This is a genomic window from Lactobacillus sp. wkB10 (assembly GCF_000760615.1).
GTDB lineage: Bacteria > Bacillota > Bacilli > Lactobacillales > Lactobacillaceae > Lactobacillus > Lactobacillus huangpiensis.
Genome location: NZ_JRJB01000001.1, coordinates 86318 through 99222, shown reverse-complemented (window position 1 = coordinate 99222; position 12905 = coordinate 86318). Strand labels below are relative to the sequence as shown.

Annotated in this window: 7 protein-coding genes and 1 pseudogene; all 8 read right to left on the bottom strand. The window is 33.2% G+C overall.

The genetic code is table 11. The features are described 5' to 3' along the window. Window positions 1–68 precede the first annotated feature (68 nt). The 8 genes and pseudogenes from LACWKB10_RS00485 to LACWKB10_RS00455 all read right to left on the bottom strand — a co-directional run bounded on the left by LACWKB10_RS00485 (window position 69) and on the right by LACWKB10_RS00455 (window position 12891). The gene (locus LACWKB10_RS00485) at window positions 69–554 is read right to left on the bottom strand and encodes a prolyl-tRNA synthetase associated domain-containing protein (protein WP_034977281.1); all 486 of its coding nucleotides are present in this window, start codon (window positions 552–554) and stop codon (window positions 69–71) included. Between the two features lie 107 nt (window positions 555–661). Continuing rightward, window positions 662–1546, bottom strand: a complete 885-nt coding sequence (locus tag LACWKB10_RS00480; protein WP_034977278.1) for a restriction endonuclease — start codon at window positions 1544–1546, stop codon at window positions 662–664. A 125-nt stretch (window positions 1547–1671) separates the two neighbouring features. Then, window positions 1672–1917 (bottom strand): annotated as a pseudogene (locus LACWKB10_RS09945) (type I restriction enzyme endonuclease domain-containing protein); the annotation flags it as partial. A 343-nt stretch (window positions 1918–2260) separates the two neighbouring features. Then, window positions 2261–2881 (bottom strand): hypothetical protein, encoded by a 621-nt coding sequence (locus LACWKB10_RS00475; protein ID WP_034977275.1) that lies wholly within the window; start codon window positions 2879–2881, stop codon window positions 2261–2263. 11 nt (window positions 2882–2892) lie between these two features. Next, window positions 2893–6987 (bottom strand): Eco57I restriction-modification methylase domain-containing protein, encoded by a 4095-nt coding sequence (locus tag LACWKB10_RS00470; protein WP_034977271.1) that lies wholly within the window; start codon window positions 6985–6987, stop codon window positions 2893–2895. Beyond that, window positions 6984–10244, bottom strand: a complete 3261-nt coding sequence (locus tag LACWKB10_RS00465) for a DEAD/DEAH box helicase (RefSeq protein WP_034977270.1) — start codon at window positions 10242–10244, stop codon at window positions 6984–6986. The genes LACWKB10_RS00470 and LACWKB10_RS00465 overlap by 4 nt, the downstream gene beginning before the upstream one ends. A gap of 2 nt (window positions 10245–10246) precedes the next feature. Beyond that, window positions 10247–11185 carry a restriction endonuclease gene (locus LACWKB10_RS00460; RefSeq protein ID WP_235191476.1) on the bottom strand — a complete coding sequence of 313 codons (939 nt, stop codon included), beginning with the start codon at window positions 11183–11185 and terminating at the stop codon, window positions 10247–10249. Window positions 11186–11559: 374 nt separating this feature from the next. Beyond that, window positions 11560–12891, bottom strand: coding sequence for a P-loop NTPase fold protein (locus tag LACWKB10_RS00455; RefSeq protein ID WP_034977267.1), 1332 nt, complete (start codon window positions 12889–12891; stop codon window positions 11560–11562). Window positions 12892–12905 lie beyond the last annotated feature (14 nt).

Below are 12905 nucleotides of genomic sequence, written 5' to 3'. Positions count from 1 at the left end.
GTTGCTATAAAAAAAGATGGTAAATCTATTTTTAGATTTACCATCTTTTATAATACTCAGAATAAAAATTACATCTTTACTACCATAACAGGATTTCCTAAACCTTTTATGACTTCAAGCAAGTCTTGCGGATCTAGCCAAATAGTAGCTGTATTGTCGTTGGGATGAACAGCGATTCTAGGCTGCTGACTAAAGTATGAGTCAATGTAAAACGGTATTTCATGCTCAGAATCGTTTAACAGACCTAAAGGTGTAACTGAGCCAGGTTCCAAATCCATTTTTTCTTTCAAATCTTGCGGTGAGGCAAAACTAAGCCTGCGTGTGCCATTTTCTTCACGAAATTGCTGTAAGTTGACTCTTTTATCGCCCTTAATCGTCAAAAGATAATAGTTACGTTTCTTGTCATCCCTCACAAACAGATTTTTAGCATCTGCTTCAGGATGTGGCAGAGTAATTTTTTCCATTTCTGCCATATTGTAGACAGCTGGATGCTCCACTATTTCATATTTAATCCCAAGTTGATCTAGGTAATGTAATGTCTCGTTTTTGTTCATTTGGTATTATTTTCTTAAAAGATGATATTTTGAATCTTACTTCATAAATTGTAAGTAGAAAGTGCTTTAAAGATTAATAAACAGCACTTAGTCTCTGCTAAAACAAATTAATCTTTATCAGTATAAAATGATTTTAACTTATAGGTAGTCACCGGTTCAACATAATAATTGTACTTTGCCACTAGGTCACAGATTTCCTCACCATCAATCAAAGTGATAATTCTGGTGCCCTGACGTGCTGTCTTAATTGCACCACGAGTAAAATCAGAATTCGTAATAAAAATACCAAATTCCGCGTTGTATTTATCCATTGCTCCGCGAAACTTATCTATTTCAGGAGCGGGCACATTGGATTGCCAGCGTTTTGCTTGTAGAGCTACTCTGGTAGTCCGATAATCATTTGAACGAACATAGCCAAAACCATCAAGACCACCGTCAGCAACGTAGTTAACGCCAATCGTCTTATCAACGTCGATCCCCATTTTGGTAAGTAAACCGCGGCAAAAAAGTTCAAACTTTTTCGGACTCATTTTCATCAGAGCATCTAACAAATCTTGTCTCCACTGATCTTCTTCTGTGACTTCATCCGTTGAATCCTTAGCAGAATCAATTTCAGACAAGCTTTTTTTCTTTAATTCCTGAGAATTATTATCTTCTAAAAAGGGACGAACATCCTTTTCAGGATTAAAAATATCGAGATCAACTTTACGACCTTTTTCAGATAATTCTACTTGATGATCATCTTCAGTTAAAAAACCAGTTCTTACTAAATACATAACTGCATAATTCAGCGTATAGTCAAAAGGTTTATATTTATTACCCGTTTTCTTAGACACTTTGATTTTATCTACTTCTTGTTCTGAGATTGCAGTGGAATTGTCACGAATATCTGAACTAATTTCACGTCTTGTAACTTGACCGCCCAAACGACGCATTGCAATCAGAATTTCTTTCATAGTTACATTCTGAAGATTAATTTGTCGATTAGCCATTTAAATACTCACCTGTTTTAGTTATTATTGTCTCTTACACTATAATTTAATTTTAGCAAATTTTTTTGATTCAAGAAAATATAGTAGATAAAATTCATTGCTATCTTGATTCCATAAAAGCTGTATTAATCATCTGCTGCCATCAACTCTGCCTGCTCAACAACGGTATCAACTGCTGCTGGAGCGATATCAGGTGGGTAACCGTATTTTCTTAGTAAATGTTTGACTGCAACCCTCATTTTTGCTTGGATATTTCTATGTTTTTCCCAATCAACACCAGCCTCTTGCTTAACTAGCTTAACAAGTTTTTGGGCAATTAAATGTAATTTTTCTTCTCCTAAAATTTCAACTGCCTTCTTGTGATCAGCTAAAGTAGATGAAGATTAAGCAAAGCATATTGCGAAAGGGCAACTGACACAATAATGCACCGGGAGAAACCAATTTTTAGCCTAATAAACGGGAGTAGCTTAAACACATTAAGATCAGTTCATTAGCAGAAATGCTGGAAGTACTGCATGATTATGTTTACTTGTTTAACCTTCAAACAAACTAAAATGCACGACTCCGATCAAATATCGGAATCGCGCATTGGGTTTTGTATAATATTAAAATGTTTAACTTTTTAGTTGCACTTCAATTTCGTGGGCCATATCATTTTTTCAGACTTTCTCACCTGTTCTATTTAATCACTTCTCATGAACAAAATACTTAATTTTAGTAAAATCCTTTTTGACATAACACAACATCATTTATTGAACTACCTATGACCTCAATAAGTTTGTTTGGGTCTATCGCGATAAATTCTGATGAATAATCTAGATTTTCCTTCTTTGCTGTATACAACACATGTCTTCCTTCTTCTACTGTAATTAAGGAAGAATTAGCAAAGTTATTCGGGATCTTAATAACACCCTTACGAAATAAATTTTTTACTTGATTAAGATCCACTACTATATATTTAATAAAGTTCGTCAGAGTATTTCTAGCATCCGCAAATTTCTTTCCATTAGTAATTCCATATATTAAATATGTTGCATCTATTTTATACCATTCTGATTTTTGTTCTTCTGGTCGCAAACTAAACTTTCGGGTATATCTAATAGTGAAGTCATTATAATTTTTAGCATATACATCCCTAAATCTCTCTTGAATTGTAACTTTTAATCCTGAACTATCGATTGCTTGGTAATCAATTCCATCTTTTTTATCCCTTTGATCAGTGTATGTAGTACTACAAACTACTGGTTTCCAATTCATTTTTGAATAAATAATAGGTACTGCCAAATTTTTATGAACATAGTCTGTGAAAGCTCTATCTTCCTTATATCTCGTCATTATTCTTATCCTTAATCCATAGCTTTAACTTTAGTATTAATTAGTTCAATTTCTTTATTATCCAACCCATATTTTATGGCTAATTGTTCATCAATTTTATTAACAGAAGCTGACCAATCAATATCTTTATTTGATTTCGTAAAATTTTGTTTTGGAACGAATCTATAAGTAGTCGTGCTATGCTGTGTGGTTTTTAGTATTCCAACTAAGGCTCTAAAAAACTTAGTTTTAAAGTATTTAATGAAGGAGTTAGCTTCAAATTCCGTATCAAATGGTCCAATGGCTAAAAATGTCTCTGTAGATATTTGCCTAGGACGCCCTAGAATTAAATTGGGCCCAGCCTCACCAAATGCACCAGAACCATATGCATAGGGAGCAAATACTTTCCAATTATTTATTAACTTTAATCCTGCACTGATAGGATAATTTTTTGACACATATTTAGTAATCCGCTTCGATTTTTCAAGTCCAATAATTTCAATATCCATTGCATCTTCTCTTAATGAATGCACAGGAGGAAAATTATATTTACTTGGATTTTTAAAGAAATCCGTCGTTAAGCCAAAAGGTTTACGGCCAGAAACTATCGTTTGAATGCTATTCGTAGAAAGATCTTCTTTTGCTCTAATTTTTTTTAAAATCGAAACAAGTTCCTTGTAAGGTATAAAGACACCTGATTCTGCAGAGTTTAAATAACCTGTATATTTTGATAATTTTCCGTCACTATCTGAAAAATTAACTTGTGTCTTTCCATCATAATTTTTATCGTAAATTAAATACAATACACCTCCTTTTATTTCTGTATTTGGAAATATTTTGCTAGAATCCTTATAAATTGAAATTGATTTAATGTGAGTATCATTTAGCATTTTCTTACTAAAATTCCCCAATCCTTTTCCTGCACCCGTCAACCAACGTGCTGGAAAAATTAAATCAATTTTTCCGTTTGAAACTTTCTTAGCCAAATCGAAAAAGTAATGGTACAAAGGACTTGCAGAAGCATTTGCAGCACCATCATCTCTTTTTCCATTATCATTCTCTTGATATGGTGGATTTCCCACTACAACATCAAACTTCATATTTTTGTCTCCTTTAAAAAAATACTGCTTAAGGCCATCAGCAGAATATGGACGATTAAGTTCACTAATCAAATCATAGCTACTTGCACAATCAATATCTAAAATGTTTTTAATCGGAAATTTCATTAACTCAAATACTTTTCTTGTAAACTCATATGCAATAGATGATGTAGCAACTGCATATAAAGAATTACGAGCAATATGATCATTAACTTTGTTTTCCAGTAGTTTTTCATATAATATCAATAAGTAAATTCCAGATTTGCTTGCAAGGTCTAAGAATTTTATTGGGTGCTGATTGAAGTCCGACAAATTCATATCTATTAATAAATCATCAATCATCTTCACAGTAATATGGCGTGGTGTAAAAATTTCGTTTTCTGAAATTCGCTTAAAAGATTGTATCGCTCTTCCAACTTTTTCAGATGTCTTGATGGAATCATCAGCTAATAATGCATTTGCATTACTGATCTTATTATCTAGGTCGCTTCGCACAAAAGGCTGTCTTAAAGCTTGAGCAAGCGCTTGTAATACTTCCTTTTCTAAACCTAAATGACGTGCAAGCCGTTGATTGTTATCATAAGAGCTAATAACATCCGAAAGATTATTGATTCCCGTTTCTTCACTCAAAAAGGCATAAAATAAAATTCGTAAATAATAATTTTGAACTTTCTTTTCAAGTTTCTCTTCTTCGGTTACCTCTTTCCCAATATTTGCATCCTTATCAGTTGACTCATCTTGGGGAACTGAGTCATCATTGTCGTCTTCAGCTGAAATACCAAACTTATCTGATAAATCTTCGCCATTTTTATTTAAATTGAATTTAAGGCCAGATTTTTCACCAATTTCATTTTCATTTTGTATTGCCTCTTTAATTATTGGATTATCCAAAATTGATAAATCAACAGAAATCTCACTAGCTTCCTCGATAATACCTTTTTCTGACGAATATTCTGCAATATACTTTAAAATATCTTCGGGTTGAACTTGAGTAAGTTTATCAGCATTCATAGTGATAATAGGAGAAAAATTCATTTGACGCTTGAGTGATTGCTCAACTTTATCATTACCCGCACCACCTTCACTAGCACTAAAGATAAAAGCTTTGTAATGTTCAAGGCTTATCATTCTATTTGGTGCAAAATCTATTAATAGTGTTTGCGGCTTAATATCCTCCTTGTTGACTACATTACCTTCACTATCGTATTGGCAGGTAACGTATGGTGATTGCAATCGATAGATTGCTTGGTCATATTCTTGGGGGCTTTGTGTATCTTTCAAGAATATCATTGTGTCCCATTGCGGAACCGTTACCCCGGTCAACATCTTATTTACAGTTAGACTAATTGTTTTTTTTCCTTTTTTCGATAGCTCTGCAATTTTTGTTTTAATTTTCTCTGTGGCCGGTTCTCCACGATTATTGAAAATCGAATCGTGACCAGCAATATTAATTATCTCATAATCACAAAAGTTAAAAAAATCATTTTTATGCGTGCTTAGTAGTTCGGACATAGCATCACAAGAAGCTTTATATGGTAACACCATAACTATATGATGAGCCATTTTGCCATCTTTAATTTTTTTGTAATCAAGAATTGGAAATATCGACTCCGAGTCCTCAGTACCGTCTAACGCTTTCAAAGTTTTTAAAACTTCGTCTTCATGTTTAAATTTCAAATGTCCTGCGTCAGACTTTTCATTAGATACTGGTCCAAATATCTCGTTTAGTCGAGCCACATTACCTTCGGTAGTTAAAACATTAAGCTTAGATATCGCAGCATCGCTTAAATTAAAAGCAAATCGTACCATTTGAGGAAAACCAAAGTACGGATTCTTCCATTCTGGTTCATCCAAATTTTTTTCATACCACTTAGCTTTTTCCTCAAGAATGTCTTCAAACTGAACCTTACCAACAATTTGTTTTGGGTTATCAAATTCACTGCTCATTAACATTCTATAAGGAGTTCCTGATAAGTGAAGCGTATACACTGCTTTAATTGCTTTTACATTTTTTAGACCCCTAACTTCAACATCATCTTCTATATCATCCGTTACTTGCTGTTCATAAGCATCAAAAGCTTTTAATTTTCTTTTTTTATCCGAACCAACCCATTTATGAATTACTTGACCATAACATTGGGCTCGAGCACCAAAATGTGATTCATCAACAATTAATAAGTCTACTGTTTTATTAAAAAGTTGTTTGTGCTTCTTTTTAATATAAGTTCCATTGAGATCTTGTAAAGTTAAAAACAATACAACCTTTTCATCAGAATCCAATACTTTTTGAATAATAGTATCACTATTTTTCAAATCATCACTATCTAAAAATCTGTAACCTTCAAAGTCAACGTGAGATTCCAAATTTTTCTTCCATTCGCTTTTAACATCAGCTTTGGCTGACACAACAACTATTAGCCTTACACCAAGAGCTTTAGCAGCTTCAAGTGAAACGAAAGTCTTCCCAAATCGCATCACAGCATAAAGTAAATAATTCTTTGGCACAGTATTATCTTTTGAAACTTCAACAATGTTATCAATTACTTCCTGTTGATTTTCTCTTGGATTGAAGACTTGATTTCTTTTCCAATGCTCTCTAGCCTTTGAGTTATCTTTAATGCTCAGGTAGGTATACTTCCTCGGAGGATCACTCAAATAATCCTTAGATATATCATCAATTCCCATTTCAATGTCTTTAATCTTGACTGGATAAAATTCTTTTGAATGTCCTGGTGCGTGACGATAGCAGAATGGTTCGATACCGTGCTTCTTAAAGTATTCATGTAAGGCATAGTCCTGAAAGAAGTCTGTCTGTTCCTTAGCCTTTTTAGGCAACATTGCTAGCCAGTCCTTCTCAAATTTCAAATCAGAAATTGACTTTTTCCACTCTTCTAAGCGAACATTCACGCTACGACTTGTTTCTCCAACCTTTAAATAGTCTAAAAGTTGAGGTGTTGAAAAAGCATATATTTTATGTGGAACATAGCCTGTAATTATTTTATCAAGTAAATCAGTATTATCTATCATAAGCTTTCACCAAATAACTCATCACATTTTGCTTCAAAATCACCTTCGCCACGAGCATAAGGCGTTGTATCGAGGAACACAATATGTGAGTCATCAATATTATGGGCTTTTTCATTAAACCCAAAAATGAAGTTACGAGCAATATTGTAAATGATTTCACTCGGTGCAAAGCCATATACTTGGTGCTCCAAAATATGTTTTAAACGTTTTTCATCATCAGGAATTTTATCTTTCAGTCCAACATACAATCGCTTTACGATCTCAGCTATAAACAACCCTGATTTCATGTACAAATCAACGAATGTTTTATTAGGATCTGTAAAGTCTTCAGGATTTTCAGCCTGCAACTTATCAATCATCATCTTCACAACATTTTTAGGAGTAAAAATTTGATTGTTTTGTTGTGGTGGAATATAGTCAAAAATATTTTCTTCTTGACTTTCATCAAAGTAATTTGCCAACTCTTGACGTTTACGTAAAAACTCCTGCACAGATTCGTCAAAGACAACTTGATCAAAGAAATTATACTTATCTCGCAATGCACGGAACTGGTTTAATGTAATCCCAGTAACTTCCTTAAATACCTCATCCTTAATAGTAGTATCAAAGTTGCTTAAGGTAATGTTAGGTCCTCCATAAGCCATCAAGAATGATGGAATAGTCCGAGCAAATCCGCGCAGACGTGCACGAATATCATCTTCAACAGTATTCTTTTTCTTATCTGCAGCTTTCTTTAGAATCATTTCAGTCGATTGTTGAGCTAATTCTCGCGTTTTATTTTCAACAGTCGTTGCTAAATCTTTGTGGAAATTGTTGTCAATTTCATGTTTTTTAGCTTCATATGTTGCTTTTGCTTCTTCAATTTTTGCAATATCTTTGTGAGATTCAGCAACAACCTTATTGTATTCAACCTCAGCTTCATTGTGCTTAATTTCAGCTTGTTTTCGAACAACTTCAACTTGACGAGCAATGAGATTAGCGTTTTGTTTAACCATTTGTTCAGCAGATTTTACAGACAAACCATTTTCCTTAGCCAAGTCCTTCAAAATACCTTGTGTGTTTACCTTGAATTCATTTGCAATCTTGTTTGATAGTTTGCTTTCAGCAGGGGAGTTAGCCTGATTAGCAGCTTCCTGCATAGTCCAATAAACTTTTGGTCCAAAATGTGCATTCGTTGTTTCAATTACAGTTTCTGCTTCAACAGTGGCATTTCCATTATCATCAACCTTAACATCTCTAGTATCAATTGGTTTTTTACTTTTACGAGGAACACTTTTTCCTTGATCCACAGGATTCAAATCTTCCAATATTTCACGAGCACCTGTATTTGCAAAGATACCAGAAATATTTTGGAAAAGTAAATTTGACATAAATCCACGACGAACAACTTCTTGGGCCTTTACTGTCTTAGGAATCGTCAATACTTGATTGACATCCAATTCGATCATTTTACCTTCATTATCTTCTGCAATAACTGGGAAAAAGTTCAATAATGTTCGAATGTTGTCTTTGCGATCTTCAGATGTACCGCCACCATTAGCAGTCTTTGGACTAAGGTTGTTAGCAAATTCATCATATATCATTAAAGTACGTTCTGGTGCGAAATCAAAAACATATGCTGTTTTTTTCTGATGCATCTTACCATCAACCTCAAATTCCCATGGGTTTTGTGCGCGGAAAGCAGCCTGCATATATAGACTTGGTGACTTTATATTAGAAAGCATTAACACAGCTGTCCATTCAGGAACAGTTACGCCAGTTGTTAACTGGCCAACTGATAATGTAATTGTTTTATCATGCGTCTTAATTGCCTTACGAACACGGTCTAATGCTTTTTCGTTAATTATTTGGTCATCATCACTTGACTTACCATTTCCAGCTGCTAATATAATTTCATAGTTTTCAAAGACGGGATCATTCTTTAACAATTTTTCTAAAGCTTTAGCACTAGAAACTCGATTCAACAGCCAGAAAGTATGCTTTAGTTCATTACGCAGTTCTGGTGTAGAGAATGGATACTTTTCATTGTGCGTTAGTGAGTTTAGCCACTTCTTGACATCTACTTCATGAACAAATTTACCAGCATCGTTGGTTTCAAAGAATTCATTTAGATCAAAAGCATAATCAATGTTCTTACCATCAATTTCAGCACCTTTATTCACTTCATCTGTGATCATTTGACTCATCTGATACGTGAACATATTCAAACATGGCAGCTTCTCATAAGGGTTATTTTCTTCAACATCTTTTGGCCACCCTTGCTTAGCTTTTTGTTCATCTGCATAAGTCCAATTATAGATTTGTTCATCAGAAAACTTATCTGCAGCTAACGCCTTAAAAGGTGTTCCCGAAAGGTTCAAAGTGAATTTTCGCTTAATCTGTTCGAAAGCTATATCCGTTTTAAATGTATCACAGCCTTCATGACTTTCGTCCACAACTAAAAGGTCCCAATTGAGGTCCTTAACCCATTTCAATTTATCATAAGGTCCACCAAAAGAAATAGCCCCTTTTAAATCTTGTAATGAAATAAAAGCAATTTGACGAACATCTTCATTTTCACTAACTTCGTTTAAAAAGTCACTACGAGCTAAAGCAGGACGGTCCTTTAATGAATCTGATGTTGAAACAAAGAGATACTTTGTCTGCCAAGCAATAAATTTTTGAAAATCATCAAACCATGAGTTAGCAATAGCTGGGCGGTTAGTTACAATCAAAACGTTAACTGCATCTAACCTGCGAGCTAAATCATAAGTCGCTAAAGTTTTACCAAAACGTGGTTTCGCATTCCACAAGAATTCGCCTCCTTCGTGCGATTTTGCATAAGCAAAGGTCTTCTTAACCGCATCTTCTTGTTCTGGGCGAAGTGTATAATCCAGTTGTTCTTTTGCTTGGTTAAATTTATTATTGCGGAAATCATCAAAATCTACATGTGCTTTTTCTGGTATCCCGTCATAATAAAACCATTCAGTATTTGAGCGTTGCTTAACATTTTTAAACTTCCTCAAATATGCATGAAATTGCTTATCAGTAAACCATTTATCAGAGTTATTGAACTTAGCAGGTTCAGTCCACAATTTGTTATAGGGCAAATTTATCGCAGCAGTTTTTGTCTGTTCTAGAATACGGGCATCTACATTTCTTCGTTCTGTATAGCCAATCTTAATCCAACCAGCATCATTAGACACTGTTGGTAAAGTATAGGCATAAATCTGTGGGTAGATAGTTTTAGTAGTTTTAATAACTGTGTTATTCCTCATACTTATTTGACCCCTTTATCGAAGAATTCCATTTTATTTTTTTTCCAATTCATTATTTTGACGCGTTTACCAGGTTTGATATTCCAATGTTCTTCAGGTTCTATGTCATAAAACAAAGACATCTGTTGACAAATTACTTTTTCTTTTTTCTCGCTCAACGGAATAATATATTTTAAGCCATCCATTTGGAAAACGTTATAACTAATGATTTCTGCAATATCTTCAAATAAACCATATAATGGTTCTTCTAACCACTTGGCATAATAATAATCCCGATAAGTGTAAAGCAAGTTTTCGCGGGCAAGTAACAATGAATCACCACTCCATTCAAAACCATAGCTAGATTTAAAAGCTTCCTCCACCAGTCGCTGCCATTCTGCCTTATCTTCAACTTCAGCGTTAATTCGCCTCAACTTGCGATCAACAAAACCTACACGTTCAGTAAATGGAATGGGTTTGCCAGTTTCCATGTCGTAACGTGATACCATATATGGTGCTTCACCACAAGCAATTTCAAGCCATGTACGCTTCACATAAGTTTCCAAATCGTCATCTTGGTAATCCTTATCGACCTCATCATTTTGTTTCTTCACGATCCAAGTTGGTGTGAATACCTCAGCTTTTGCTTTAGTCCGTTCTTTCTGTAACTCACGTGATTTCAAAGCTCTAGGCATAATCAATTGTCCCCGACTTTTAGTAATCAAGTCTGGCTTAATTTGTGCTTTAGCTGAGTATTCTTTAAAACCATACTGAATGTAATTTTCATTCGCCCAGATGATATTCTTTGTTGCTCTTGTTGTTGAAGTGGTATGGTCAAGCAGCAAAATATCAAGAATAGCTGGCATTGTTTCTCGGAGCAAATTTTCTTGAATATTTGCAGCACTGATGTTTTCGATCATGTCATCACAATTGTTAGATAATTCTGTTTCTTTTCTTAGCACGAGCACCTAACTCCACCCTTCATTTCTTAATGTAGCTTTGTTCTATACTAATAATATCACCAATGATTCTAAAGCCACTGGTTCTTTTTTCATAGTTTAACAATAACATTTCCACTTATTCCAGCATTACCGCGCAATAATGTTTTTCCTTATCATTTAATAATTTCCATAGTTCTTTGTAAGTAATTGGCTTATTTCAACTTAGCTTTTCTATAACATTGATTCTTTATTATTAAGTTATACCATATCTCGACATGCAAACTCTAATTAAGTTTACCTAAAATTTTAATTTATAGGGACTTATAAATCTCAATTTTTAGTATTCTCCATTAACTAAATTTATATGTTTATCAACAAGATAAATGTTAATATGCTTATTTCTTAGTAGCTTTATCTTCATAAACGGAGTAATCCGATACTAAACTTAAAATATCATTAACTTCTTTTTTTAATTTATAAGGTTTCCCAATATATTTTTTCTTTGGTTCTTTAATAATTACAATAGATTCTACGATTTCATTTTTTGCAAAAATACAATCATAAATGTCTTTTGCAGCTTTCTTAAGAGTATTTGAATCTTCATTCCACAAATAACTTGAAAAGATTTTACTCGATGCTAAAAAATCAATAAAGTCTGTACCATCATTATAAAAAACAAAATCATTGAATTGATTGCTATTGATCATCTTAAGCGCAATCAAATAGGGAATTATGAATAAATCAACTATTTCATTACCATTTCCGTATACATCTGTTTGATAATTAAAAGACAAAAATCTATTTTTAACACCAGTAATATCTATCATGCTTGTAAAATGATTCTGTTCCCTAAGACTAAAATTGAATTTCTGAGAGATCTCGTCACAATACTTTAAATACATTTTTTCATTTGAAGACAAACCTTCTATATTCTCAGAAATATAATTTGCATCTGGTAAGCTGATAATCGAATAAAAAAATCGATCAAGATATCTATCTCCATCAAAACTTGAACCATAAAGCTTTTTTATTGTATTTTTTAATTCATAAAGATTGACGGAAAAAACGAAGGTGATTTTCTTATTATCAAAAAAATGTTGTACTCTTTCTAATAGCTTAACAGCATATGTTGGACGACACCTATCCAATTCATCGATGAATACAATTAGCCGTCCATTTTTCGGAATTAAAGAAGCTAATTCCTTCTTGAATTTGGCTTCAACATTTTCTTCTGTATGAAATATATCTAAGATATTATCAATATCAGTTTTTGCAATTTCTTTGGCTGCTATTTTAACTAATTCTTTTCCCGCTTCAAAAATTAAACTCTTAGCTTTCGTTTTAATGTTAAAAGCAGTTGTAGCTATACTTTTGGATAAAGACACAATCGGATCCAAATCACTATCATTTTTCCAAGCGTCAAAATAAACAGTTTTAAATTTAATTTTTGTAAGTTTAGCAATTTCGTCTTGACCTATTTCATCTAAAATTTGATCTTTATATTCATACTGATTCTCTTCATTTAAACAATCCAATACTAATTTGCATTGTTTTACAAAAAAGGTTTTCCCTGAACCCCATCGCCCATCAAAAGCAATTGAGTATGAATCATCTTGATAATTAAGCATTTCTATAAACTTAAATAAGCTATTATTTCTTCCAACACTGTTCTTAACAAAAGTGTCTATTATATTTTCTTCAGTTGGTTCTATATCTCTTTTTTTCAAAATTATCTTCCTTT

Coding starts and splice junctions, on each gene's coding strand:
- LACWKB10_RS00485 (WP_034977281.1), bottom strand. CDS start 554: ATGAACAAAAACGAGACATTACATTACCTAGATCAACTTGGGATTAAA.
- LACWKB10_RS00465 (WP_034977270.1), bottom strand. CDS start 10,244: ATGAGGAATAACACAGTTATTAAAACTACTAAAACTATCTACCCACAG.
- LACWKB10_RS00480 (WP_034977278.1), bottom strand. CDS start 1,546: ATGGCTAATCGACAAATTAATCTTCAGAATGTAACTATGAAAGAAATT.
- LACWKB10_RS00475 (WP_034977275.1), bottom strand. CDS start 2,881: ATGACGAGATATAAGGAAGATAGAGCTTTCACAGACTATGTTCATAAA.
- LACWKB10_RS00470 (WP_034977271.1), bottom strand. CDS start 6,987: ATGATAGATAATACTGATTTACTTGATAAAATAATTACAGGCTATGTT.